The sequence below is a fragment of the Streptomyces sp. NPDC027672 genome (assembly GCF_055566335.1).
On record NZ_JBVHSO010000008.1, the window covers coordinates 192444 to 217284 of the forward strand.

At 73.8% G+C, this 24841-nt stretch carries 24 protein-coding genes; 7 read left to right on the forward strand and 17 right to left on the reverse strand.

Annotation, left to right across the window (positions count from 1 at the left end):
* The first annotated feature begins 11 nt into the window (after positions 1-11).
* Positions 12-752, forward strand: coding sequence for an FAD:protein FMN transferase (locus ACZ4SV_RS20830; RefSeq protein ID WP_468006056.1), 741 nt, complete (start codon positions 12-14; stop codon positions 750-752).
* Positions 753-785: 33 nt separating this feature from the next.
* Here the strand turns inward: ACZ4SV_RS20830 and ACZ4SV_RS20835 are convergent, their stop codons facing one another.
* The 9 genes from ACZ4SV_RS20835 to ACZ4SV_RS20875 form a co-directional block, all read right to left on the reverse strand.
* Complete coding sequence (locus ACZ4SV_RS20835; protein WP_365877264.1) at positions 786-1331, reverse strand: arginine repressor; 546 nt, start codon at positions 1329-1331, stop codon at positions 786-788.
* Between the two features lie 8 nt (positions 1332-1339).
* Positions 1340-2503 carry an acetylornithine transaminase gene (locus ACZ4SV_RS20840; RefSeq protein WP_365877266.1) on the reverse strand — a complete coding sequence of 388 codons (1164 nt, stop codon included), beginning with the start codon at positions 2501-2503 and terminating at the stop codon, positions 1340-1342.
* A gap of 41 nt (positions 2504-2544) precedes the next feature.
* A complete protein-coding gene (argB, locus tag ACZ4SV_RS20845) occupies positions 2545-3453 on the reverse strand; it encodes an acetylglutamate kinase (protein ID WP_468005948.1) in 909 nt (302 codons plus the stop codon).
* The gene (argJ, locus tag ACZ4SV_RS20850; RefSeq protein ID WP_397946575.1) at positions 3450-4601 is read right to left on the reverse strand and encodes a bifunctional glutamate N-acetyltransferase/amino-acid acetyltransferase ArgJ; all 1152 of its coding nucleotides are present in this window, start codon (positions 4599-4601) and stop codon (positions 3450-3452) included. The genes argB and argJ overlap by 4 nt, the downstream gene beginning before the upstream one ends.
* A gap of 115 nt (positions 4602-4716) precedes the next feature.
* The gene (gene argC, locus ACZ4SV_RS20855) at positions 4717-5745 is read right to left on the reverse strand and encodes an N-acetyl-gamma-glutamyl-phosphate reductase (protein ID WP_365877237.1); all 1029 of its coding nucleotides are present in this window, start codon (positions 5743-5745) and stop codon (positions 4717-4719) included.
* Between the two features lie 45 nt (positions 5746-5790).
* Positions 5791-6159 carry a GtrA family protein gene (locus ACZ4SV_RS20860; protein ID WP_365877238.1) on the reverse strand — a complete coding sequence of 123 codons (369 nt, stop codon included), beginning with the start codon at positions 6157-6159 and terminating at the stop codon, positions 5791-5793.
* On the reverse strand, positions 6159-7109 hold the full coding sequence (locus ACZ4SV_RS20865; protein WP_365877240.1) for a glycosyltransferase family 2 protein: 951 nt from the start codon (positions 7107-7109) through the stop codon (positions 6159-6161). Before ACZ4SV_RS20865 ends, ACZ4SV_RS20860 begins: the two co-directional genes overlap by 1 nt.
* A gap of 22 nt (positions 7110-7131) precedes the next feature.
* Positions 7132-9684, reverse strand: a complete 2553-nt coding sequence (locus tag ACZ4SV_RS20870; protein WP_468005949.1) for a YfhO family protein — start codon at positions 9682-9684, stop codon at positions 7132-7134.
* Positions 9685-9930: 246 nt separating this feature from the next.
* A complete protein-coding gene (locus ACZ4SV_RS20875) occupies positions 9931-10533 on the reverse strand; it encodes an ABATE domain-containing protein (RefSeq protein WP_468005950.1) in 603 nt (200 codons plus the stop codon).
* Positions 10534-10615: 82 nt separating this feature from the next.
* Here ACZ4SV_RS20875 and ACZ4SV_RS20880 point away from each other — a divergent pair, with 82 nt between their 5' ends.
* The gene (locus ACZ4SV_RS20880; protein WP_365877246.1) at positions 10616-11848 is read left to right on the forward strand and encodes a cysteine desulfurase; all 1233 of its coding nucleotides are present in this window, start codon (positions 10616-10618) and stop codon (positions 11846-11848) included.
* A gap of 92 nt (positions 11849-11940) precedes the next feature.
* On the opposite strand, the gene ACZ4SV_RS20885 is transcribed toward ACZ4SV_RS20880, so the two are convergent.
* The gene (locus ACZ4SV_RS20885) at positions 11941-14421 is read right to left on the reverse strand and encodes an alpha-L-arabinofuranosidase C-terminal domain-containing protein (protein WP_468005951.1); all 2481 of its coding nucleotides are present in this window, start codon (positions 14419-14421) and stop codon (positions 11941-11943) included.
* A gap of 153 nt (positions 14422-14574) precedes the next feature.
* Between ACZ4SV_RS20885 and ACZ4SV_RS20890 the strand changes: the two genes are divergently transcribed.
* Positions 14575-15018: a DUF6314 family protein gene (locus tag ACZ4SV_RS20890; RefSeq protein ID WP_397936976.1), complete on the forward strand. Its 444-nt coding sequence runs from the start codon at positions 14575-14577 to the stop codon at positions 15016-15018.
* On the opposite strand, the gene ACZ4SV_RS20895 is transcribed toward ACZ4SV_RS20890, so the two are convergent.
* The 3 genes from ACZ4SV_RS20895 to ACZ4SV_RS20905 all read right to left on the reverse strand — a co-directional run bounded on the left by ACZ4SV_RS20895 (position 15000) and on the right by ACZ4SV_RS20905 (position 17644).
* On the reverse strand, positions 15000-15593 hold the full coding sequence (locus ACZ4SV_RS20895; RefSeq protein WP_468005952.1) for a histidine phosphatase family protein: 594 nt from the start codon (positions 15591-15593) through the stop codon (positions 15000-15002). The two genes, ACZ4SV_RS20890 and ACZ4SV_RS20895, sit on opposite strands and share 19 nt — an antisense overlap.
* A 72-nt stretch (positions 15594-15665) precedes the next feature.
* The gene (locus ACZ4SV_RS20900; RefSeq protein ID WP_468005953.1) at positions 15666-16103 is read right to left on the reverse strand and encodes a GNAT family N-acetyltransferase; all 438 of its coding nucleotides are present in this window, start codon (positions 16101-16103) and stop codon (positions 15666-15668) included.
* A 107-nt stretch (positions 16104-16210) separates the two neighbouring features.
* Positions 16211-17644 carry an aminotransferase-like domain-containing protein gene (locus ACZ4SV_RS20905; protein WP_468005954.1) on the reverse strand — a complete coding sequence of 478 codons (1434 nt, stop codon included), beginning with the start codon at positions 17642-17644 and terminating at the stop codon, positions 16211-16213.
* Here ACZ4SV_RS20905 and ACZ4SV_RS20910 point away from each other — a divergent pair.
* Both ACZ4SV_RS20910 and ACZ4SV_RS20915 read left to right on the forward strand, forming a co-directional pair.
* Complete coding sequence (locus ACZ4SV_RS20910; protein ID WP_468005955.1) at positions 17643-18554, forward strand: DMT family transporter; 912 nt, start codon at positions 17643-17645, stop codon at positions 18552-18554. The genes ACZ4SV_RS20905 and ACZ4SV_RS20910 overlap by 2 nt on opposite strands.
* A gap of 19 nt (positions 18555-18573) precedes the next feature.
* Complete coding sequence (locus ACZ4SV_RS20915) at positions 18574-18771, forward strand: DUF1918 domain-containing protein (protein ID WP_365877258.1); 198 nt, start codon at positions 18574-18576, stop codon at positions 18769-18771.
* On the opposite strand, the gene ACZ4SV_RS20920 is transcribed toward ACZ4SV_RS20915, so the two are convergent.
* On the reverse strand, positions 18768-20033 hold the full coding sequence (locus tag ACZ4SV_RS20920; protein WP_468006057.1) for a glycoside hydrolase family 10-like protein: 1266 nt from the start codon (positions 20031-20033) through the stop codon (positions 18768-18770). The genes ACZ4SV_RS20915 and ACZ4SV_RS20920 overlap by 4 nt on opposite strands.
* Positions 20034-20213: 180 nt before the next feature.
* On the opposite strand from ACZ4SV_RS20920, the gene ACZ4SV_RS20925 reads away from it, so the two are divergent.
* Positions 20214-21089, forward strand: a complete 876-nt coding sequence (locus tag ACZ4SV_RS20925) for a 3-hydroxybutyryl-CoA dehydrogenase (protein WP_468005956.1) — start codon at positions 20214-20216, stop codon at positions 21087-21089.
* Between the two features lie 195 nt (positions 21090-21284).
* Positions 21285-21545, forward strand: a complete 261-nt coding sequence (locus ACZ4SV_RS20930; RefSeq protein ID WP_365872545.1) for a hypothetical protein — start codon at positions 21285-21287, stop codon at positions 21543-21545.
* Between the two features lie 12 nt (positions 21546-21557).
* Here ACZ4SV_RS20930 and ACZ4SV_RS20935 read toward each other — a convergent pair whose 3' ends face one another.
* The 3 genes from ACZ4SV_RS20935 to ACZ4SV_RS20945 all read right to left on the reverse strand — a co-directional run bounded on the left by ACZ4SV_RS20935 (position 21558) and on the right by ACZ4SV_RS20945 (position 24670).
* Positions 21558-22094 carry an NUDIX hydrolase gene (locus ACZ4SV_RS20935; protein ID WP_365872547.1) on the reverse strand — a complete coding sequence of 179 codons (537 nt, stop codon included), beginning with the start codon at positions 22092-22094 and terminating at the stop codon, positions 21558-21560.
* Between the two features lie 66 nt (positions 22095-22160).
* Complete coding sequence (locus ACZ4SV_RS20940; protein ID WP_468005957.1) at positions 22161-23501, reverse strand: transcriptional regulator; 1341 nt, start codon at positions 23499-23501, stop codon at positions 22161-22163.
* Positions 23502-23620: 119 nt separating this feature from the next.
* The gene (locus ACZ4SV_RS20945) at positions 23621-24670 is read right to left on the reverse strand and encodes a PP2C family protein-serine/threonine phosphatase (RefSeq protein WP_468005958.1); all 1050 of its coding nucleotides are present in this window, start codon (positions 24668-24670) and stop codon (positions 23621-23623) included.
* Positions 24671-24841: the final 171 nt, after the last annotated feature.

A 24841-nucleotide genomic window follows, 5' to 3' on the forward strand; every position in this document is an offset into this window, starting at 1 on the left:
CGGAGGAGGTCATGGGCACGGTCTTCTCCTTCGACGTGCGCGGCGGGGAACCGGCGGCGGTCCGGGCGGCGCTCGCCCGCGCCGTCGCCGGGCTGCACCGGGCGGACGCGGTCTTCAGCACCTACCGCGCCGACAGCGACGTGTCCCGGCTGGCGCGGGGCGAGCTGGACGCCGCCGGGTGCGCTCCTGAGGTGGCCGAGGTGCTGGGGCTGGCGGCGCGGGCGGAGCGGGTGAGCGAGGGCTGGTTCGGCATCCGCCACCGGGGCCGGCTGGACCCCACCGGCATCGTCAAGGGCTGGGCGGCCGAGCGGGCGGCGCGGGCGCTGGCGGCGGTGGACGGGGTGTGCGGGGTGGCCGTCAACGGGGGCGGGGACGTACAACTGCTGGGCGCGCCGGAGCCGGGGCGGGCCTGGCGGGTCGGGGTGGCCGATCCGGTCCGGTCCGGCGGGCTGGCGGCGGTGGTCTCGGCGGCCGGCACCCGGGAGCTGGCGGTGGCCACCTCGGGCACGGCGGAGCGGGGCGCGCACATCGTGGACCCGCGCACCGGCCGGCCGGCGGTGACCGACCTGGTCGCGGTGACCGTCGTCGCTCCCCGGCTGACCTGGGCGGACTGCTGGGCCACGGCCGCGTTCGCCCGCGGCCTGCGGACGGGGCTGCGCTGGCTGGAGACGCTGCCGGACGTGGAGGCCCTGCTGATCACCGCGGACGACGAGGTGCGCTGCACGTCGGGGCTGGCGGCGCGGCTGGGCTGAGCGCCCCGCGGCGGGCCCCCCGCCGCGGGGCGGTCAGGTGCCGTTCTGGGCCAGCTTCAGCAGGTGGTCGGCGAGCGCCTGGCCGCCCGTCGGGTTGCGGCTGATCAGCAGCAGCGTGTCGTCGCCGGCGATCGTGCCGAGGATGTCGTGCAGCTCCGCCTGGTCGATGGCGGAGGCCAGGAACTGGGCGGCGCCCGGCGGAGTGCGCAGGACCACGAGGTTGGCCGACGCCTCCGCGGAGATCAGCAGCTCCTGGGCCAGGCGCCGCATCCGCTCCTCCTTCGCCGACCCTCCCAGCGGTGCCCGGGGCGTGCGGAAGCCGCCCTCGCTCGGCACCGCGTAGATCAGGTCGCCGTCGGTGTTGCGGATCTTCACCGCGTTCAGCTCGTCGAGATCCCGGCTGAGCGTCGCCTGTGTGACGTTCAGCCCGTCGTCGGCGAGCAGCTTCGCGAGCTGGCTCTGCGACCGCACCGGCTGCCGGTTGAGGATGTCCACGATCCGGCGGTGCCGCGCGGTGCGGGTCTGCGGTACGGCGGGCCCGGCCCCCGGGGCCTGCTCGTGGTCCTGCGCCTCGCTCATGATCGTGCTCATTCTCCGGATCGTTCGTTCCCCGCCACGGGGCTCGCTGCGTCGAGGATGCCGGGCAGCGCCCCGAGCAGCGCGTCCGCCTCGTCGTCGCGGAGGTTCAGCGGCGGCATGAGCCGTACGACGTCCGGGGCGGGCGCGTTCACCAGGAACCCGGCCTCCTGGGCCGCCCGCTGCACCTCGTGCGCGTACGGCCCGGTGAGCACGATACCCAGCAGCAGGCCCGAGCCCCGGACGTGACCGGTCAGCGGGTGGTCCAGCGCCTCGATTCCCTCCCGCAGCCTGGCGCTCTGCCGCTTGACGTGGTCGAGCAGTCCCTCGGCCTCGATGGTGTCGAGCACGGCGAGTCCGGCGGCGCAGGCGACCGGGTTGCCGCCGAAGGTGGTGCCGTGGTGGCCGGGGCGCAGCAGGTCGGCGGCCCGGCCGAAGGCGACGGTCGCGCCGAGCGGCAGCCCGCCGCCCAGTTGCTTGGCGAGGGTGACGACGTCGGGCAGCACGCCCTCGTGGGCCTGGTACTCGAACCAGGTGCCGGTGCGGCCGATGCCGGTCTGCACCTCGTCCAGGACCAGCAGGGCGCCGGTGGCGGCGGTGATCGCGCGGGCGGCCTTCAGGTAGCCGGCCGGCGGCACGACGACGCCGTTCTCGCCCTGGATCGGCTCGATGACCACCAGGGCCGTCTCCTCGGTGACCGCGGCGGCCAGCGCCTGCGCGTCGCCGTAGGGCACGTGGGTGACCTCGCCGGGCAGCGGCCGGAACGGGTCCCGCTTGGCGGGCTGGCCGGTGAGCGCGAGGGCGCCCAGGGTACGGCCGTGGAAGCCGCCCTCGGTGGCGACCATGTGGGTGCGCCCGGTGAGCCGGCCGATCTTGACGGCGGCCTCGTTCGCCTCGGCGCCCGAGTTGCAGAAGAAGACCCGGCCCTCCCGGCCGAAGAGGCGCAGCAGCCGTTCGGCGAGGGCCACGGTGGGCTCGGCCATGAAGAAGTTGGAGATGTGGCCGAGGGAGGCGATCTGATCGCTGACGGCCGCGACGACCGCGGGGTGGGCGTGGCCGAGCGCGTTGGTGGCGATGCCGCCGACGAAGTCCAGGTACTCCCGGCCCTCGGCGTCCCACACCTTGGTGCCCTCGCCCCGCACGAGAGGCAGGCGCGGGGTGCCGTAGGTGTCCATGAGGGCGCCCTGCCACCGCTGGGCCAGCTCCTGGTTGCCCGTCACTGTGCGTTCCCCTCGTGCTCGTCGGGCACGACCATGGTGCCGATGCCCTCGTCGGTGAAGATCTCCAGCAGGATCGAGTGCTGGACCCGGCCGTCGATGACACGGGCGGTCGTCACGCCGTTGCGCACGGCGTGCAGGCAGCCCTGCATCTTCGGCACCATGCCGGAGCCGAGGTCCGGCAGCAGCTTCTCCAGCTGCGAGGCGGTGAGGCGGCTGATCACCTCGTCGGAGTCCGGCCAGTCCTCGTACAGGCCCTCGACGTCCGTGAGGACCATGAGGGTCTCGGCGCCCAGCGCCGCGGCGAGCGCCGCGGCCGCCGTGTCGGCGTTGACGTTGTAGACGTGTCCGTCGTCCTCGGAGCGGGCGATCGAGGAGACGACCGGGATGCGGCCGTCGGCGAGCAGGGCCTCGATCGCGCCGGTGTCGATCCCGGTGATCTCGCCGACCCGCCCGATGTCGACCCGCTCCCCGTCGATCACCGGGGTGTGCCGGGTCGCGGTGATGGTGTGCGCGTCCTCGCCGGTGAGGCCGACGGCGAGCGGCCCGTGCTGGTTGAGCAGGCCGACGAGTTCACGCTGCACCTGCCCGGCCAGCACCATCCGTACGACGTCCATGGCCTCGTCGGTGGTGACGCGCAGGCCCGCCTTGAACTCGCTGACGATGCCGTGCCGGTCGAGGGCGGCGCTGATCTGCGGGCCGCCGCCGTGCACGACGACCGGCTTGAGGCCGGCGTGGTGGAGGAACACCACGTCCTGGGCGAACGCGGCCTTCAGGTCCTCGTCCACCATGGCGTTGCCGCCGAACTTGATGACCACGGTCTTGCCGTTGTGCCGGGTCAGCCAGGGCAGGGCCTCGATGAGGATCTGGGCCTTGGGCAGCGCGGTGTGCTTGCGCGTGGAGGTCATGAGGAGTAGGCGCTGTTCTCGTGGACGTAGTCGGCGGTCAGGTCGTTGGTCCAGATGGTCGCGGTCTCGGTGCCGGCGGCGAGGTCGGCGGTGATGTGGACCTCGCGGTAGCGCATGTCGACCAGTTCGCGGTCCTCGCCGACCGAGCCGTTCCTGCAGACCCAGACGCCGTTGATGGCGACGTTCAGCCGGTCCGGTTCGAAGGCGGCCCGCGTGGTGCCGATCGCGGAGAGCACGCGGCCCCAGTTGGGGTCCTCGCCGTGGATCGCGCACTTCAGGAGGTTGTTGCGGGCGATGGAGCGGCCCACCTCGACGGCGTCCTCCTCGGTCGCGGCGTTGACCACCTCGACCTTGATGTCCTTGCTGGCGCCCTCGGCGTCGCCGATGAGCTGCCGGCCGAGGTCGTCGCAGACCTGGCGCACGGCCTCGGCGAACACGTCGTACTCCGGGGTGATGCCGGAGGAGCCGGAGGCCAGCAGCAGCACGGTGTCGTTGGTGGACATGCAGCCGTCGGAGTCGACCCGGTCGAAGGTGACCCGGGTGGCCGCGCGCAGGGCCTTGTCCAGCACCTCGCCGCCGAGGTCGGCGTCGGTGGTGAGGACGACCAGCATGGTGGCGAGGCCGGGGGCGAGCATGCCGGCGCCCTTGGCCATACCGCCGACGGTCCAGCCGTCCCGGGAGACCACGGCCGTCTTGTGCACGGTGTCGGTGGTCTTGATGGCGAGGGCGGCCTTCTCGCCGCCGTGCTCGCTCAGCGCGGCGGCGGCCGTCTCCACGCCCTTGAGCACCTTGTCCATGGGCAGCAGGACGCCGATGAGGCCGGTGGAGCAGACGGCGACCTCGATGGCGCCGCGGCCGAGCACCTCGGCGGCCTTCTCGGCGGTGGCGTGGGTGTCCTGGAAGCCCTGCGGGCCGGTGCAGGCGTTGGCGCCGCCGGAGTTCAGGACGACGGCCGAGACCTGGCCGCTCCTGAGGACCTGCTCGGACCAGAGGACGGGGGCCGCCTTGACGCGGTTGGAGGTGAAGACGCCCGCGGCGGCACGGCGGGGACCGTTGTTGACCACGAGGGCCAGGTCGGGATTGCCGTTCTCCTTGATCCCGGCGGCGATGCCCGCCGCCGTGAATCCCTTGGCTGCCGTGACGCTCACTGCATCTCCTCGTTCGCTTCTCCGCCCGTGCGGTGCAGCGGTGCGGCCATCGTCGTCGTCCGCGGCCCGGCGGCCGCGCGCGCTCCCCCGGCTGCCGCCGGGCGGTGAGCCCCGCTCACGGTGCGACTCCGATCGTGGAAAGCCCGAGGGTCTCCGGAAGACCCAGGGCGATGTTCATGCTCTGGACGGCACCGCCCGCGGTGCCCTTGGTCAGGTTGTCGATGGCACTGATCGCGATGACCCGGCCCGCGGCGGCGTCGTGGGCGACCTGCACCTGGACGGCGTTGGAGCCGTACACGGACGCCGTGGCGGGCCACTGGCCCTCGGGGAGCAGGTGGACGAAGGGCTCGTCGGCGTACGCCTTCTCGTAGGCGGCGCGCACGGAGTCCGCCGTCACCCCGGGGGCGGCCTTCGCGCTGCACGTGGCGAGGATGCCGCGGGGCATCGGCGCGAGGGTCGGCGTGAAGGAGACGGAGACGCGTTCGCCCGCCGCCTCGCTGAGGTTCTGGATCATCTCCGGGGTGTGCCGGTGGCCGCCGCCGACGCCGTACGGCGACATCGAGCCCATGACCTCGCTGCCGAGCAGGTGCGGCTTGGGCGCCTTGCCCGCGCCGGAGGTGCCGGACGCGGCGACGATCACCGCCTCCGGTTCGGCGAGGCGGGCCGCGTAGGCCGGGTACAGGGCGAGGGAGGCGGCGGTCGGGTAACAGCCGGGCACCGCGACGCGCCGGGACCCCGTCAGCGCGGCGCGGGCGCCCGGCAGCTCGGGCAGGCCGTAGGGCCAGGTGCCGGCGTGCGGGGAGCCGTAGAAGGTCTCCCAGTCGGCCGGGTCCTTCAGCCGGAAGTCGGCGCCCATGTCGACCACGAGGACGTCGGGGCCGAGCCGCTCGGCGACGGCGGCCGACTGCCCGTGCGGCAGGGCGAGGAAGACCACGTCGTGCCCGGCGAGGGCCTCGGGCGTGGTCTCGGCCAGCACCCGCCCGGCCAGCGGCAGCAGATGCGGCTGGAGCGCGCCCAGCCGCTGCCCGGCGTTGGAGTTGCCGGTCAGGGCACCGATCTCGATCTCGGGGTGCGCAAGGAGCAGGCGCAGGAGTTCTCCGCCCGCGTATCCGCTCGCTCCGGCCACCGCCGCACGTACTGCCATGTCCACCCTCCTCTGGATGGCATGACTATACGTTTCGCTGCACGTTTATGCAATCGTCTTGGGAAGCATCACCCAGCGGGACACGACGAAGGTGACCGGGATGGCCGCGGCGGAGGCGAGCAGGGGCGCGAAGCGGCTGCCGGCGTGCAGGACGTCCACGATCAGGTACACCCCGGCCGTGGTGAGCGCGAAGTTGGTGAGATTGGTCAGCGGGAAGAGCAGGAATTTCCGCCAGGTGGGCCGCGTCCGGTAGGTGAAGCGGGCGTTCAGGAAAAAGGACCCGATCATGCTGAGCGCGAATGCCAGAAGGTGCGCGGCCAGATAGGGAAAAGCAGTGAGAAAGAAGAGGTAAAGACAGTAGTAGGTCGCCGTGTTGACGACGCCCACCACGCCGAAGGTGAGAATCTGCCGCATCAGGGGATGAGATCCTTCGTCCGTTCCACGTTGGTCGCCTTGACCAGGAAGTGCGGACGCCCCTTCACCTCGTAGTAGATGCGGCCGGTGTACTCCCCGATGACTCCCAGCATGACCATCTGCACGCCCGCCAGGGCGGTGACGGCGGTGATGATCGTCACGTAGCCCGGGGTCTGGACGCCGTTGACGAGGGCCGCGCCCACGATCCAGGCGGTGTAGAGGCCCGCGCACAGCAGCAGGGACACGCCCAGCCAGAGCGCGGCGCGCAGCGGGCGGTTGTTGAACGACAGCAGGCCGTCGAGGCCGTAGTTGAGCAGGCCGCGCAGGTTCCAGGAGCTGCGGCCGGCCTCGCGCGCGGCGTTGCGGTACTCGAAGGTGGTGCTCGGGAAGCCCACCCAGGCGAACAGGCCCTTGGAGAAGCGGTTGTACTCGGTCAGGGCCAGCACCGCGTCCACCACCCGGCGCGACAGCAGCCGGAAGTCGCCCACGCCGTCGGTCAGTTCCACGTCGACCAGGCGGTTGACCAGCCGGTAGTACAGGCGCGCGGTGAGGGTCCGGGTGAGCCGGTCGCCGGTGCGGCTGCGCCGGGCGATGACCTGGTCGTGGCCCTGTTCGCGCAGGTCGACCATGCGCCGGATCAGCGCCGGCGGGTGCTGGAGGTCGGCGTCCATGACGATCACCGCGTCGCCCGAGGCGTGCCGCAGTCCGGCGAGCAGGGCCGCCTCCTTGCCGAAGTTGCGGCTGAAGGAGACGTAGCGCACCCGGGAGTCGTGCTCCGCGAGCCGTTCCAGGACGGCGAGCGTGCGGTCCCGGCTGCCGTCGTCCACGTACACGAACTCGGTGTCGTGGCCGAGGGGCAGCAGTTCCTCGGCGACCTTCTGGACCTCCTCGTGGAAGCGGGCGACGACGTCTTCCTCGTTGTAGCAGGGCGCGACGATGGATATCAGCATGGTGGTTTCCCCCTGGGCGCGATCAGAGAGCGGCGGTCGTCCGCTCGCGCGGTGATGTGGTCGTGGGCGGCGCCGGGGCGCGTCGGCGGCGGACGGCGCCGGCGGCGGTCAGCGCGGCGAGGACGAGCAGCGAGGCGGCCCCGACCGCCGTGCCCAGCCGCAGGCCGGGCGGATGGAAGGTGCAGGTCAGGCTGGTCGAGGCGGTGCCGAGCGGTACGGCGACCAGGCCGTGGTAGTCCCCCGCCGGCCGGGCCGGCCCGTCCCCCGCCGCGCACCGCCAGCCGGCGATGCGGGGTACGGCGAGGACCGCGACGCCGGTGCTGCCGGCGGGCAGCGCGGCCCGGACCGTGCCGTCGGAGACGCTCACGTGTGTGGCGCCGGTGGCCGTCAGGCGCGCGGCGGCGGTGCGCAGCCGTCCGGTGTCCAGGCAGCCGACGGCGCCGGGCGGGATGCCGCCGGGCCGGGTCGGGGTCAGGCGGATGGCCAGCCGGCCGGAGGCGGGCGCGGTGCCGAGCGGTGCCATGGCGGCACGGTTGCGCCCCTCCCTGGCGTTGAACAGGGCGGTGGTGGCGGTGCCTTCGAGCCGGGCGGTGCCGGCGTAGTGCGGGGCCCATAGCTGCACCTCGGTCCCCGCCGGGCAGCGGGCGGTGATCACCGGGCGGGCCAGGGCGTCGCCGGAACCGACCCGGCGCGACGGCAGCGGCCTGCCGTGGTCGTCCCGTACGGCGAGGCGGGGCACGGTGTAGACGCGGCTGCCGAGCAGCGTCTCCTGGTTGCGGTACGGCGACGGGCCGAAGGGGCGGGTACCGGGCGCGGGCCGCACCGTGACCAGGGGCGGCACCTCCCGCCGGGTCACGGTGGCGGGGCCGTCGGCGGGCGGGGCGTGCTTCTGGTGCGGGTCGGGCGGGGAGTGCACCCGGGCGCCGACGGAGAAGATCACGTCCGTGACCGGGTTGTCCAGGCTCTGCACGCTGCGGCCGCGCGAGGTCCAGCCGCCGCCGAGCGCGGTCAGGGTGCGGCTGAGGACGTCGGAGGTCAGGCTGCTGTAGTACTGGGCGCCCTCGCCGCCGACCAGCAGCGGGTCGTTGCCGACGGTCTGCTGGCGGCCGGGTTCGGTGCGGTAGCGGGGCCAGTCGTCGGCCCCGGCGATCAGCGCGGACTCGCGTTCCTGCCGCTCGCCCCAGGGCGCGTAGTCGTCCAGGTGGGCGAGGCGCAGCCGGGTGGCGACGGCGGAGGTGGCGGCGCTCTCGCCGGTCTGCGCGCCGAGCAGCAGCGCGACGGCCAGCCCGGCGAGTCCCGCCCGACGGCCGGCGCGGGCCAGCAGCAGGAGCCCGCCCAGCGCGCCGGCGACGGCGAGCAGCAGCACGGGCCAGGTGAAGAACCGGATCAGGGTGCTGCGGCCGGCGAGCGCGGCGATCAGGGCGAGCAGGGCGGTCGCCGCGCCGAGGGTGCGCGGGCCGGGCGGGCCGTGGGACAGGGTGTGCCAGGCGGCGATGACGAGCAGTCCGCAGACGACGAAGGTCTGCCGGTAGGGGCTGCCCTGCGGGGTGGCGAAGGCGTGCCAGAGCAGATGGGTGGGCGTCCACTGGAGGGACAGGACCGCCACGAGCACCAGGGCGGTCCAGCCCGCGCGGACCCGGACCGGGACCGCCCGGTGGAAGGGCAGGGCGAGGGCGAGCAGCAGCGCGGTGGTGCCGACGTAGAGGGCGGGCGAGCCCCAGCCGTACGTCGTGGGCAGCAGCCGGGCGAGCACGTCCTCGGCCGGTACCGGGGCGAACACCCGCACCCGGCCCGGGTAGGCGTGCCGGGTGCCGAAGTAGACGGTCAGCACCAGCGGGGCGGCGAGGCCGGTGCCGAGGGCGACGGTGAGGAGGGCGCGGCCGGCCGTGGCCAGGGCCTGCCGGGCCGGGGGCCGGGTGAGCGCGAGCCGGAGCAGCAGCACCAGGGCGGCGCCGAGGGTGGCCATGTAGGCGGTGTAGAAGTTGGCCGTCCAGGCGAGGGCGACGAGCAGGACGCCGGCCAGGCGCCGGCGTCCTGCCAGCGTCCATTCGCCGACCAGGCACAGCAGGGGCAGGGCGAGCAGGCCGTCGAGCCACATCGGGTTGTAGTCGGCGTCGGCGACGGTCCAGCCGCACAGCGCGTAGGAGGCGCCGAGCAGGCCCGCCGCCCACCAGCGGCCGGGCCGCAGGACGAGCAGCAGGCAGGCCATGGCCGCGGCGGCCGAGGCGATCTTCAGGACGGTGATCACGTACACCGCGAGGTCGATCTCGTCCCGGGGGAAGAGCGCCACCAGCGGAGCGAACGGGCTGCCGAGGTAGGTGCCGAGGTCGGGCAGGAAGGAAGCGCCGTACCCGGACTGCCAGTTGACGAGGAGGCCGCCGGCGGACCTGCCGTGCAGCAGGTCCCACAGGTGGGCGTGGAAGGGCACGAACTGGTTGCCCAGGTCGTTGACGGCGCGGGTGCGCGGGCCGAAGGGGTAGCTGCGGGCGAGGACGTCGCCCGCGCACAGGGCGGTGGCCGCGAGGGCCGCGGCGAGCAGGCCGGCGGCCCGGCCGGGCCGGGACGTCCCTTTCACAGCCGGTTCCCGTCCGGGTGCGGCGCCGCGTTCCCGCGGGCCGTGCCGGGAGTGCCGGCCGGTGTGGTGCGATGCATTTCGGCGGACCTCGCAGAATGTGTGCCCCGTGTATTCGCCGACTTAGACGGGACGGGTTTCCGGATGGTTGTGTGCGCACCGGAAAACGAGGGGAATTCCGCCGGGCCCGGGAAACACCGGGTGAATTTCCCGACCGGCCGGGAAACTCTGGATATCCGGCGGGTGTGCTCAGGGTGAACTGGCCTTCCTGGCCGCGTAGGCCCGGGCCGCGCGGACCCGGTTGCCGCACTTGGTGGTGCACCAGCGGCGGGCGCCGTGGGAGCGCAGGAACCAGCGGGCGCAGCCCTGGGCGGCGCACTCGGTGAGCTGGGCCGCGTCGGTGCCGGTGAGCAGGTCGGCGGCGTCCTCGGCGAGCAGCGAGAGCGCGGCGGCGGCCGGGTTGCCGGCATCGGGGACGTCGGCGCGGCGCGGGCCGTCAGTGCCCCAGGCCAGCCGGGGGGTGGCGGGGGCGGCGGCGAGGGTGGCGTTCAGGGTGTCCAGGGCGTCGCCGGGCGGCCGGGCCCCGGCGGCACGGGCGGCGAAGAGGAGCCGCAGCGCCTCGCGCAGGGCCCGCAGCCGGCCGGACTGCCTGCCGTTCAGGGCCACCTTGTCGGGCAGCAGGGCGTGCCTGACCAGCCACAGGTGCGCGGCCTCGGCGCCGTCCAGCAGGTCCACCTCGCCGTGGCTGACGGTGAACAGCGTGTTGACCAGCGCCAGCGAGACGTACTGGTCCTCGCCGGGGACCGGGAGCTGATGCAGGTACACAGGTGACTCGTTATCCACACCGCTCATGGTATTTCTTGCGGTTCTCCGTGAGAATGGCCTAGCGTGCCTCACGGAGAACCGAAGACGAAAGCGTGAGAGGTGAGCTGTCGTGGCCTTCGACGTGGGCGCGCTGCGCGAGGACTTCCCGATCCTGGAGCGGACGGTGGCGAGCGGCGCGCGGCTCGTCTACCTGGACTCCGGGGCGACCACCCAGAAGCCGCTGCCGGTGCTGGACGCGGAGCGGGACTTCTACCTCACCCGCAACGCGGCCGTGCACCGCGGGGCGCACCAGCTCGCGGGCGAGGCGACGGAGGCGTACGAGCAGGCGCGGCACACGGTCGCCCGGTTCGTCGGCGCCGCCGACGACGAGGTGGTCTTCACCAAGAACACCACCGAGGGCATCAACCTCGTCGCGTACGCGCTGGGCCACGCCGGCCGGGTGGGGCCCGGCGACCGGATCGTGGTGACCGAGATGGAGCACCACGCGAACCTGGTCCCCTGGCAGCAGCTCGCCGCGCGGACGGGCGCGACGCTGGACTGGTTCGGCCTCACCGACGACGGCCGGCTGGATCTGACCCGGGTGGACGAGCTGCTGGACGAGCGCACCAAGGTGCTCGCCCTCACCCACCAGTCCAACGTCCTCGGCACCCTCAACCCGGTCCGGGAACTCGCCGACCGGGCCCACGCGTCCGGCGCGCTGGTGGTCGTGGACGGCGCCCAGTCGGTGCCGCACCGCCCGGTCGACGTGGCCGAGCTGGGCGCGGACTTCCTCGCCTTCTCCGGGCACAAGATGCTCGGCCCGAACGGCATCGGCGTGCTGTGGGGCCGCGCGGAGCTGCTCGCGGAGCTGCCGCCGTTCCTCACCGGCGGCTCGATGATCGAGATCGTGGAGATGGACCGCACCACCTTCCTGCCGCCGCCGCAGCGCTTCGAGGCGGGCGTGCCGATGACCGCGCAGGCGGTGGGGCTGGCGGCGGCGGTGGAGTACCTGGAGCGGCTGGGCATGGCGGAGGTCGCGGCGTACGAGGAATCGCTCACCGCCCGCGCCCTGGAGCTGCTGGCCGAGGTGCCGGGCGTGCGCGTGGTCGGCCCGGCCGGGCCGGCCGGCCGCGGCTCGGCCGTCTCCTTCACGGTGGACGGCGTCCACCCGCACGACGTCGGCCAGGTGCTGGACGAGCGGGGTATCGCGGTCCGCGTCGGCCACCACTGCGCCCGGCCGATCGTGAAGCGGTACGGCATCCCGGCGACCACCCGGGCCAGCTTCTACGTCTACAACACCCCGGAGGAGATCGACGCGCTGGTGGCGGGCGTGCGGGAGGCCCAGCGGTACTTCGGCGCCTGAGCACGCCCGCGGGTCCGCGGGTCTGCGGGTCCGGCCGTGCGCGGGTCCGGCCGTGCGCGGTCCGCCGTCCGGGCGGCGGACCGCGCCGGAGGCTACCGCTGCCTGATCCGCAGGAAGGTGACGGAGTTGGCCGGGAAGGTGTAGGTGAACCGGCCGGCGACGCCGGTGACGACGGAGGTCCGCGGGGCGACCGCCGTGGCGGTCTCGGTGTTCACCGCGTCCGGCGCCGCGGCGAGCGTGGTCGCCTTCGCCCGGGACGCGACCTTCGCGCCGCCCAGGTCGATGGCCGTACGGGCGGCGGCGGGCTGGGCGTTGACGACCTTGAGGATCAGCTCACCGGTCCGGGTGTCCCGCGTGACGACCTGGCGGAACGGCTCGGCCGGCTTGTCGTCGGTGAAGTGGCCCCACTCCTCGCCGTCGAGGTACAGGGTGACCTGGCGGCCGCGCACCTTGACGTGGACGTCGTAGGCGCGGCCGGTCTCCACCGAGCCCGCCTTGGCGAGCAGCGTGGACTTGCCGCCGTCCGCGGTCTGCTCGACGGCGGACTGGGTGTTGTTCCAGCCGCCGATGTTCCACCAGTAGTAGCTGCCGGTGTCCTGCACGCCGAAGGCGACGAGGAAGCCCTCCTTGCCGGACTTCTTGGTGGCCTTCACCCGCAGGTCGTAGTCGTGCCAGGCCGGGTCGCCGGCCTGGACCATGGTGTTCTCGGCGGTGTCGTCGCTCTGGACGTACTCTCCGTCCCGGACGGTCCAGGCGCCGGTGCCGGTGTGGGTCCAGCGCGCCGCGTCACCGGAGAAGTCGTCGTCCAGCAGGGTGGTGCCGTCGGCGCCGGTGACCCGCACGTCGTCGTAGGCGGCGGCGGTGTTCCAGGTGGACAGGCCGACCGCGCCGGTGAGCGGTCCGCTGACACCGGGTGTGCCGGTGGCCGTGCTCGGCACCACGCGGTCGCCCACGTTGGTCATGAACAGCTTCTGGACCTCGTAGTTGGCCGAGCCCCAGGACGCGTGGTTGTTGAACCACACCAGGTCGGGGCGCCACTGCACCGCGTCCTCGTTGGCGAACAGGGGCGCGTACGAGGCGAGGGCGACCACGTCCGCGTTGCGCTCCAGACCGGTCATGTACGCCGCCTCGGCGAGGCCGTTGCGGAAGGCGTTGCCCTCGGAGGCGTACTCGCCGAGGAAGACCTTCGGCCCGGAGCGGTCGTAGGAGTCGTAGCGGTCGTTGTTCTGCAGGAACCAGCGCGGGCTGTTGTAGTAGTGCTCGTCGACCATGTCGACCCGGGCGTCCCGGTTGAGCTTCCAGGCCGTGTCGAAGGTGGTCCCGGAGTCGTCCGGCCCGGAGTTGGAGAGCACCTTCATGTACGGGTACTTGGCCTGGATCGCCGCGCGGAAGCGCTGGAAGCGGGCGAAGAACTCCTCGGGGAGGGTCTCCTCGTTGCCGACCTCGATGTGGGTGAGGTGGAAGGGCCTGGGGTGGCCCATCGCGGCGCGCTTGGCGCCCCACCGGCTCGTGGCCGGGCCGTTGGCGAACTCGATCAGGTCGAGGGTGTCCTGGATGTGCCGCTGGAGCAGGGCGTCGTCGGCGACGGCCTGGTTCTGGCCGCAGCCGGTGACCAGGGCGGGTACGACGGGCAGCGGCATGGCGCCGATGTCCTCGGCGAACCGGAAGTACTCGTAGTACCCGAGCCCGTAGCTCTGGTTGTAGCCCCAGAAGTTGGCGTTGGTGGCGCGCTGCTCGACCGGGCCGATGGTGTCCTTCCACTGGTAGGCGCGCTTGCGCTGCCAGCCCGACGACGCGCTGTAGTCCTGCATGGAGCCGGTGTTGACCAGACAGCCGCCGGGGAAGCGGACGAAGCCCGGGTGCAGGGCGGCGACCTTCTCGGCGAGGTCCTTGCGCAGGCCGTTGGGCTCGTGCCGGTAGGTGTCGCGCGGGAACAGGGAGACCATGTCGAGCGCGGTGGCGGTGCCGGCGGCCACGGCGAGCCGGCCGGTGGTGCTGGTGCGGGTGGCGGTGAACGTGGCCTGGTAGCGGGCCCAGCCGCCCCGGCCCACCGTGATCCGCCGGGCGGTGGCGAGCGGGCCGTCCGCGTCCTGGAGGGTGACGGTGAGCGCGCCGCCGGCCTCGGCGCGGGCCCACACCGAGAAGTCGTACTTCTCGCCGTACCGCACGGCGATCCCGGTGTTGTAGCCGCTGTTGGCGACGGAGGAGCCGGCGTCCAGCGAGAGGTAGGCGCGGTTGCGGTCGTTGAGACGGCCGGAGTCGTTCCTGACCCGCGCGGTGCCGGAGACCGTCCAGGCGGTCAGCGGGGTGTAGGAGGCGTTGTCGTCGGCGGAGTACTCGAAGGACCGGTTCTGGACGAGTTCGGCGTACAGGCCGCCGTCGGCGGCGCGGTTGATGTCCTCGAAGAAGACGCCGTACATCGTCTTGCCGATGTCGGGCCCGGTGGCGCTGGGGTCGACGGTGATCGCGTAGTCGGCGGTGTCCTCGGCGTGGGCCGGGGCGGGCAGCGCGGCCGTGGCGAGCAGGAGGGCGCCCACTCCCAGGCCGAGTCTTTGGCGGGCGGTGCGTGACATGGGTACTCCGCGGCTCAGAGTTGTTCGGAATATCGGACGTTGGTCAGTACTTCGAACGCACGATAGGAAAGGGACGTGGGCACGTCAATGGGGTGGGCGAGGCCGCCCGTAAGCTCGGCCGGGGAAGTGCCGACCGGAGCGAAAGGCGCGGTGATGGACGCATACTGGCCGGTGCCCGACCTCCTGGCCCACCTGGCCGGGCGCTGGCGCGTGGAGCGGAGCGTGCGGGACCTGGCGGGCGGGGACGAGGGGCACTTCACGGGGACGACCGTCTTCGCCCCGCGGGACGGCGGCGGGCTGCTGCACGAGGAGTCCGGCACCTTCACCTGGCGGGGGACGGCGCGGCCGGCCACCCGGACCCTGCTGTTCCTGCCGGGTCCGGCGCCGGGCCGGGCGGACGTGCGGTTCGCCGACGGGCGGCCCTTCCACGAGCTGGACCTGACCACGGGACGGTATGTCGCCGACCACCCGTGCGCGGCCGACCTCTACCGGGGCGAGTTCACCGTGCGGGACGCCGGCCACTGGCGCACGGTGTGGCGGGTCGGCGGTCCGGCGAAGGACCTCGTGCTCCGGACCGACTACGCCCGCGAGGGCTGAGACCGCACCGCGTCGAAGCGCAGGCTCCAGCGGCCGGAGCGGCCGGTGACCGTGATCGTCGACAGCGGGCGCACGTCGAGGTTCCAGTAGGTCGAGGACGGCGCCCGCAGGGCGTGCACCAGGGCCGCCCGGATCACGGAGGGCTCGGCCACCGCGACGATCCGGCCGCCGCCGTCGGCCGGGCGGGTGTCCAGCCAGCCGCCGACCCGGGAGATGAACGCCAGCAGCGACTCGCCGCCGTGCGGGGTGGAGCGCGGATCGGCGAGCCAGACGTCCACCGCCTGCGGTTCGCGGGCCATCGCCTCGGCCGGCGTCAGCCCTCGCCAGCGGCCCATGTCGCAGTCCCGCAGCGCGAGCTGGACCAGCGGGGCGTACCCGAGGGCGTCGCCCGTGGCCCGGCTGCGCGGGGTCGGCGAGCAGTAGCGCAGCTCGGCGGCGGCCAGCGGCAGCAGCTCCGCGGCGACGCGCCGCACGTCGTCCCAGCCGCCCTGGTCCAGCGGCCGGTCGTCCTGGAAGCGCTCGGCGGACGGCGGGGCACCGCGCGCCGCGGCGACGAACGTCACCCTCAGTGGCATGCGGTGATGGTGAGCCGACGACAGGTACCCGTCAAGGGGTCGCGCCGCTGTCACCGCGGGCGTGCGCGCGGCTCACTCGAAGGAGTGCGCCATCCACTGGTCGGGACGGTCCAGCGGCCGGAAGCCCAGCTTCGCGTACACCCCGTGCGCGTCGTGCGTGGCCAGCAGCAGCCGGCGCAGACCGAGGGGCGCGAGGTGGTCGCGTATCCGGCCGACGAACGCGGTGCCGACGCCCTTGCCGCGCACGGACGGATCGACGTACACATCGGCGAGCCAGCCGAACAGGGCCTGGTCGGTGACCACGCGCGCGTACGCCACCTGCTCGCCGGAGGCCGTGGCGTAGACCCCGAAGTTCAGCGAGGACGCCATCGCCCGCTCCTGGGTCCGGCGGGTGCGGCCGATCGCCCAGTAGGCGTCGGACGACAGCCAGCCGTGCACGCGGCCGACGTCGACGCGGGCGGAATCGGCGGAGAACTCGTAGCCCTCGGGGAGGCCGGGTGTATCGCTCATACGGTGATCCTCACAGGCGGGGGCGGGGCGCGACGAGTGGTTTTCCCGGTACGGCGGCCGGCACCGCCCACCGGCTTCGCCCCCCTGCGTGCACTTGCCCCGTGCCTTCACCGCACCTCGTCGCAGGCCGTGCGCAGCCGGCGTACGCCCTCCGCGATCTCGCCGGCGTTGGCCACCGCCGCGAAGCTCAGCCGCAGGTGGGCGGCCGGCGGTTCGGCGCTGAAGTAGGGGCGGCCGGGCGTGAGGGCGACGCCGGCCCGCAGGGCCGCCGCCGTCAGGGCCGCCTCGTCCATGCCGTCGGGCAGCCGCAGCCACAGGTGGTAGCCGCCGGACGGGATGTGCGGGAGGGCCAGTTCGGGCAGGTGCCGGGCGAGCAGGCTCGTCATGGCGTCGCGGCGGGTCTTCAGCTCGGCCGACAGCGCCCGCAGATGGCGGGGCCAGGCCGGGGAGCCGACGAGTTCCAGGGCGGCTTCCTGGAGCGGCCGCGGGACGAAGAAGCTGTCCACCACCTGGATGGCGCGCAGGCGTTCCAGCACCGGCCCGCGCGCGGCCAGCGCGCTGACCCGGAAGCTGGGCGAGGTGGCCTTGGTCAGCGAGCCGACGTGGACGACGACGCCGTCCGGGTCGTCGGCGGCCAGCGGCCGGGGCAGCGGGCCGGCGTCGGCGTGCACGAGCCGGCGCACGAAGTCGTCCTCGACGACGAACGCCCCGGCCGCGCGGGCGATGCGCAGCACCTCGGCGCGCCGGGCGGGCGCCAGCACGGCACCGGTCGGGTTCTGGAACAGCGGCTGGCAGACGAAGACCCGGGCACCGGTGGCGCGGAAGGCGTCGGCGAGCAGGTCGGGGCGTACGCCGTCGGGGTCCACGGGCACCGGGACGGGCCGCAGCCCGGCCGCCCGGGCGAGGGCCAGCATGCCCGGGTAGGTGGGCGACTCCACGAGCACCGGGGCGCCGGGCGGGGCCAGGGCGCGCAGGGCGGTGGCGAGGGCCGCCTGACCGCCCGCGGCGATCAGCACCTCGGCCGCGGTGACGGCGCCGCCGATCCCGCGCGCGAACCACTCCCGCAGTTCCGCCAGCCCCTCCAGCGGCGGTCTGCCCCAGGCGCCGGGCCGCCGCCCGGCCCGGGCCAGGGCCGCCGCCATGGCCCGCTCGGGCTGCAGGGACGGGTGCGGATAGCCGCCGTTGAACTCCAGCACGCCGGGCGGCGGGGCGGCCAGCGAGACCGTGACGCCCGAGGCGTCCACCGTGCGCGGGACGAGGTCGCTCCCGCCGGCGGCGCTCAGCGCGACCTCCTGCCAGGAGGTGTCCCCGGCCGGGGCCTGCGCGCGGTGCGGTCCGGCCCGGAAGGCGCCGGCGCCCGGCCGGGTGACCACCAGGCCCTCGGCGGCGAGCTGGGCGAGGGCTCGCGAGACGGTCACCGGGCTCACCCGGAACCGCTCGACCAGGGCCCGGCTCGACGGCAGCTTCTCACCTGAAGAGTAGCGGTCGAGCTCTCTACGAAGCTGTTCTGCCAGTTCACCCACGCTGCTACGCTGTTGCATGAGAACACAGAGTAGCGCTACTGCCGTCCGCCCGATAGCGGTCACCGCTCCCCGGGACCCGGCCGGACTCGGCACCCTCCAGGCCGGCCTGGGTGTGATCGCCTTCTCCCTGACCTTCCCGTCCACCGCGTGGGGCCTGGAGAGCTTCGGTCCGTGGTCGCTGGTGGCGGTGCGCGCGGTGCTCGCCGCGGTCGTCGCCGGCGGCTGTCTGCTGGCGCTGCGCGTGCCGCTGCCGCCGCGGCACCGGCTGGCGGGCCTGGCCGTGGTGGCCGCCGGGGTGGTGCTGGGCTTCCCGATGCTGACCACGCTGGCCCTGGAGACCTCCACCACCGCCCACGCGGCCGTCGTGGTGGGGCTGCTGCCGCTGACCACCGCCGTGTTCTCGGCCCTGCGCACCGGCGCCCGGCCCTCCCGCCGGTTCTGGGCGGCGGCCGTGGCGGGCGCGGCGGCCGTGATCGCCTTCACCCTCGGCCAGAGCGGCGGCGCGCTCACCGTGGCCGACGGGTACCTCTTCGCGGCGCTGCTGGTGTGCGCGGCCGGCTACACCGAGGGCGGCCGGCTGGCCCGGACCATGCCCGGCTGGCAGGTCATCGGCTGGGCGCTGGTGCTCTGTCTGCCGCTGACCGTGCCGGCCACCGCGGTGGCGCTGGCCTTCGAGCCGGTGCACCTGACCGGGCACGGCGTCGCGGGCCTGCTGTGGGTGGCGCTGGGCTCGCAGTTCCTGGGCCTGATCGTCTGGTACCGCGGCATGGCCGCCGTCGGCATCCCGCGGGCCAGCCAGTTGCAGTTGGCCCAGCCCCTGCTCACACTGGTGTGGTCGGCGCTGCTGCTGGGCGAGCACTTCACGGCGGCCGCTCCCCTGACCGCCGTCGCCGTGCTGGTCTGCATCGCCGTCACCCAGCGGTCGTGAGCGTGAGGAGGCCCGTCAGATGCACGCAGCCAAGGGCGACCGGCTTGTCCAGCACGGCAGGGTGGTCGGCCAGCACGACCATGTCGTGGAGATCGTCGAGGTGCTCGGCCCCGAGGGCAACCCTCCCTACCGTGTGCGCGCCGAGAACGGACACGAGACGATCATGTCCCCCGGCCCCGACTGCCAGGTCAGGCACGGGGAAACGCACCAGCACTAGTCAGCGCGGTGTGTCGCCGGCCCCCGGTAGTGGTCGGCGACCACCCGTGCCATCGCCCCGGCCGGATCGGCCGCCAGGTCCCGGGCGGCGAAGAACACATGGCCGCGCACCTGCGGGTAGCGCGCGGCGAGCGTGAGGTGCCGGGACAGCTCGACCGGGTCCTGCCACGCCGAGGGCTGTCCGGCGGCGCCCGCCTTGTACAGGGCCTCGCCGAGGTACAGCCGCGTTCCGGTGCCCCGGACGGCCCGCGCCCACCAGGACACGAGCGCGGCGTAGTCGGCGGCGGCGTCGCCGAGGGGCCAGTACAACTGCGGGACGACGTAGTCGATCCAGTGCCGGCGCACCCAGGTCCGGGTGTCCGCGTGCAGATCGTCGTAGCTCTGCACGCCCGCCCGCGTCTCCGAGCCGCGCGGGTCGGCCGACGCGTTGCGCCACACCCCGAACGGACTGATCCCGAACCGGGTGCCGGGCCGGATCCGGCGGACGCCGGCGGCCGTCTCCCGCACCAGCGTGTCGACGTTGTGCCGGCGCCAGGCGGCCCGGCCCGGGAAGGCGCCGCCGTGGCGGTCGTACGCCTCGTCGTCGTCGAAGGTCTGTCCGGCGACGGGATAGGGGTAGAAGTAGTCGTCGAAGTGGACGGCGTCCACCGGGTACCGGGCGACCGCGTCCAGCATCGCCCGCCGCACGAAGGCGCGGACCTCGGGCAGCCCGGGGTTGTAGTACAGCCGGCCGGCGTACGGCACGACCCAGCCGGGATTCCGGCGGGCGGGGTGCGAGGCGGCCAGGCGGCCGGGGTCGGCGTGCTGCGCGATCCGGTACGGGTTGCACCAGGCGTGCAGTTCCAGACCCCGGGCGTGGGCCTCCGCGACGGCCGTGCCGAGCGGGTCCCAGCCGGGATCGCCGCCCTGGGTGCCGGTCAGGCACGCGGACCAGGGCTCGTACGGCGACGGCCACAGCGCGTCGGCCGCCGGCCGCACCTGGAGGATCACCGTGGTGAGCCGGTAGCGGACCGCCCGGTCGAGGTGGGCGATCAGCTCCGCGCGCTGCCGCGCCGCCGTGAGGCCGGGCCGTGAGGGCCAGTCCCGGTTGCCGGCGGTCGCGATCCAGACGCCCCGCAGCCCGGTGGCCGCGGTCGCGGTCACGGCCCGGGTGCCCGCGCCCTCCGCGCTCGTGCCGCCCCCGGCCGTCGCCGTGCCCGGCACCGCGCCCGGTGCCGTGGCCAGCGCCGACAGTGCGGCCCGTGCGAAGGTCCGCCGCGGCATGCGCCCCACCGGACACCTCCCTCACGCTGTGGATCCGACGGGTCACGGATCGCTTCGCGCACCAGGATGCCCCCACCCGATCGATCGATCATCGATACTTCGCGGTAACGTGCACGATCGGAGCAGGCGCCGAACCCGGAAGTCCTGCCAGCGTGCCGGAAGACCAGCGAAGGGGACGATGTGACGGACTTCCCATCGGGAGACATTGCGCGCGTCGGAGTCGTGGGCTGCGGCCAGATGGGCGCGGGCATCGCCGAGGTGTGCGCCCGCGCGGGACTGCACGTGAAGGTCGCCGAGACCACCGGCGAGGCCCTGGAGATCGGCCGTACCCGGCTGTACAACTCCCTGGCCAAGGCCGCCGAGCGCGGCAAGATCACCGAGGCCGAGCGGGACGCCACCCGGGCGCGGCTGGGCTTCACCACCGATCTCGGCGAGTTCGCCGACCGGGACCTGGTGATCGAGGCCGTCGTCGAGAACGAGCAGGTGAAGACCGAGATCTTCCAGGTGCTGGACCAGGTGGTGACCCGGCCCGACGCGATCCTGGCCTCCAACACCTCCTCGATCCCGCTGGTGAAGCTGGCCGTCGCCACCTCCCGCCCGGACCATGTGGTCGGCATCCACTTCTTCAACCCGGCCCCGGTGCAGAAGCTGGTCGAACTGATCCCGGCGCTCACCACCTCGGAGGGCACGCTCAGCCGGGCGCAGCTCTTCGCCGAGAAGGTGCTCGGCAAGCACGCCATCCGCGCCCAGGACCGCTCCGGGTTCGTGGTGAACGCGCTGCTGGTGCCGTATCTGCTGTCCGCGATCCGGATGTTCGAGACGGGCATCGCGAGCCGCGAGGACATCGACAACGGCATGGAGATGGGCTGCGCCCACCCGATGGGCCCGCTGCGGCTGTCCGACCTCATCGGCCTGGACACCATCGTCTCCATCGCCAACTCGATGTACGCCGAGTACAAGGAGCCGCTGTACGCCGCTCCCCCGCTGCTCCAGCGGATGGTGGAGGCGGGCCGGCTCGGCCGGAAGACCGGGTCGGGTTTCTACACCTACGCCTGATTACGAAGAGCGATGCCCGAGGGGCCCGGCACCGGTGGACGGTGCCGGGCCCCTCGGTTTCACACTCCGTGTGCGCGCCGGGCACGCACCTGCCCCTCACACACGCTCCCCATGCGTCCACCAGGCGAGTTGACTCATGATGCGCATGCAACGGATGCGGAACCATCCATTTCGACTACCGAGAGGAGCGGACCCGTGACCGTCGAACCGGAGCATCCCGTGGTCCATGGAGAACTCGCAGAGTTACGGCGCCGCCTCGATGTGGCCTACGCCCGCGTCGAGGGCGGGCTGGCGCTGCTGCGCCACCGCACCGAGGAGACCGCCAAGGAACTGGACGAGCTGGATTCCCGGTTGGCCTCGCTGGAACACGCGCGCTGGCCACTGCCCTCGCTCGCCGCGCTGACCGCGCTCGGCGCGCTCGTGGTGACGGTCTGGCAGGCGCTGACGGCCCGCTAGCCGGCGGGACCGTCACCCCTCGGCGAGCCTGAGGTGGTGCAGCAGGAGCAACGCGGCCGCCATGTTGGCGGCCGGGACCTCCCCACGGGCGACCAGGTCCGGGACGAGTTTGAGGGAGACCCATTCCCGGCGGTCCGACTCGAAGTCGTCCACGGGGTGTCCGACGTACTCGCCCCGGTCGGACCAGTAGATGTGGTGCCGGGCGTCGGTGAGGCCGTTGGACGGCTCCACGGTCATGAGGTGGTGCAGGGGGCCCGGCCGCCAGCCGGTCTCCTCCTCCAGTTCCCGGGCCGCCGCGACGGCGATGTCCTCGCCGTCCTCGACGACGCCCGCGGCCAGCTCCCAGCCCCAGCTGTCGGTGATGAAGCGGTGCCGCCACAGCAGCAGCACCTCGTTCGCCTCGTTGACGACCGTGGCCACGGCCACGGGCCGCAGCCGGATGACGAAGTGGTCGAGGTGCCGGCCGTCCGGCAGTTCGACATCTGCCAGATTGACGCTGAACCAGCGGTTTCCATACACGGTTTGTTCGTTCTTTTTCGTCCACTGCACGGTTCTGCCACCTTCCGCCGAGTAGGTGGCAATATCGCAGCAGAAGACGGCGCCCCCACAGTGGGCCTAGAGCGGCACGCGCAGCGCCCCGTCGATGAGTTCGGCGGCCTCCGCGGTGCCGGCCGAACCGCAGCGCGCCAGGTGTTCGCGCACCGTGCGGAGCCGGTCGCGCAGCCGCCGCGACTCCATGCCCCGGGCCTGCTCCGCCATCCGCACGGCGGTGACCACGGCCTTGTCGGCGTCGCCCTGGCGCAGTTCGATGGTGCTGAGCATGGCCAGCCGGTGCACCCGCCCCCGGTCGTGGGACGGGGTGCCGACGGCCGCCGTGGCGTGCTCCCGGGCCGCGCCGAGATCGCCGAGGCTCAGCAGCGCCTCGGCCACCTGCACATTGACCAGGCCGGGCTGGACGTACCCGGTCTCGTCGGGCTCGTGGCCCCGCCGGATCCGCTCGGCCGCCGTCTCCGCGCGCCGTATGCAGGACAGCGCGCCGGCGCTGTCGCCGAGATGGGCGTACGCCTTGGCCTGCATCGCGTACAGGTCGGAGGCGAGCGCCGGGGTGAGGTGCCGGCCGGCGGCGCGCAGCGCGGCCTCGGCGAAGGCGACGGCCTGCCGGTACTCCCGCATGAACAGCGACTGGTTGACCAGCAGGACGATCACATAGGCCCCGAGTCCCCGGTCCCCGCTCGCCTTGGCCAGCCGCAGCGCCTGGTGGAAGTAGCGCTGGGCCAGTCCGTGGGCGTCGGAGTCGTACGCGCAGATGCCGGCGACCGCCACCAGTCCGCCGGTGGCCCGGTGCAGTTGGCGGCCGGTGGCGTCCGGGTAGCTGCCGCGCAGCAGCGGCGCGGCCTCCGCGTTGAGGAACCCGACGATCCGGGACCGGGTCGCGAGCCCGCCGGCCTTGCGGTACATCTGCTCGTAGTGCGTCCGGGCGGCGCGCAGCATCTCGATGTCGGCCGCGGTCACCCGCAGCCGGCCGCCCCGGGAGACGTCGGTGTCCTCGGGCGGGTTCTCCCACTCCCACACCGGCATCACGGCCGGGGTCCCGGTGACCGCCGGGGCGCCCAGCACGTGCGGGCGCTGCTGTTCGTCGGACCGCCACAGGGCGGTGGCCCGCTCCACGAACCCGCCCAGCGAACCGGCGTGCGCGGTGCCCGGCTGACCGGGCACGCCGAGCCCGATGTCGTCGAGCGTGACGGGCCGCCGGAGCCGGGCGGCCAGCACCTCGCAGATCAGGTCGGGCACCTGGCCGCGCGGCCGCTGCCCCTTCAGCCAGCGTGCCACGGCGGTGTGTTCGTACCGCAGCGCGAGACCGCGGGCCCGTCCCGCCTGGTTGACGTGGGCGGCGAGACCGGCGTGCGAGATCCCCGCCTCGTCCAGGATGGCGTCGAGCAGAGTGTTGGGCTGCATGGGATGCCCCCCGAGTGACCTGGTCCGGTCAGCGTAGTGGGTGGGCGTTCACACGGGGTGTGAAGCCGGGTGCGGTCAGGGTCTTTCGTTGGGATCCGGCCTGATGCAAACGAGAGGCCCTAGGGGTGGGTGCAGGTCGGCCGGGCCGGCTCCCGCGTCCCCGGCAGCGGTGTCCTCGCGCGGTCGTTGCGCAGGACCAGGAGGGCGACGTCGTCCGCCGGGGTGCCGGCGGTGTGGTGCAGCAGGGCCCGGAAGACCGTGCGCAGGACCGTCTGGGGCGACACCTGGTGCTCGCGCACGGCGGCGCGCAGCACGGCGGACAGGGGGAAGAACCGGCCCCGGGCGTCCCGGGCGTCCTCCGCGCCGTCCGTGAAGAGGACCAGGAACTCGCCGGGGAGGAGCCGGCCGCACGGGCGGGCCGTCAGGTCGGCCGGGAGCGGGAAGGGGCCCAGCGGCGGCAGCGGATCGGCCTGGGCCAGCGGGCCGACGGCCGTACCGCTGAGCAGGTACGGCCAGGGGTGACCGCAGTTGAGCGCGCGCACCTCGCCGTCCCGGTCGATCTCCAGCAGCAGGACGGTGACGAACTCCTCGGCGACCGGGTGCTCCGGGTCCGCCGCGGCGCTCGCGGGGTGCTCGGCGCGGGCGCGTTCGCGCAGGTGGCGGGCGAGGGCGCGGTCGAGCCGGTGGAGCACCCGGCCCAGTTCGGCCTCGTCGTGGGCGGCCTCGCGGAAGCTGCCGAGGAGGGCGGCGACGGTGCCGAGGGCGGCCAGACCGTGCCCGCGCACGTCGCCCATCACCACCCGGATCCCGTGCTCGGTGGCGACCGCCTCGTACAGATCGCCGCCGACGCTCGCGCCCCGGTCGGCGGAGAGCTGGGCGGCCGCGACGCCGATCCCGTCCAGCCGGGGCGGCGGCGGACGCAGGACGACGTCCTGGGCGGCGCGCGCCGCCCGCCGGGCGAGCCGCAGCTCCCGCAGCAGGCCGCGGCGGACGTGCACCAGGAGACCGGTGCCGACGGCGAAGAACACGGCGCTGGTGACGAGGCGCGCGCCGAGCCCGTTCTGCTGGGCGAGCGGACAGCCGAACCTGTAGCCGACCGCCGCGGCTCCCCAGACCGTGGGCAGGACGACTGCACGCCCGGTGGGCGCCCGTGCCTTGATACGGATCATGCCTCTGGTCCCCCGTGTGGGCCCTGACAAGCAGACGGACCGACCCCGAAGGGCCGGTCCGATTCTGTCGGCGGCATGACCCGGGCGGGCGGGATCATCCCGCTTCCCACTCGAACGAGTGAGTCCGCCGCCGTCGGTCCGCTGTGCCGCGCACCCCGCGGGCGCGCATGA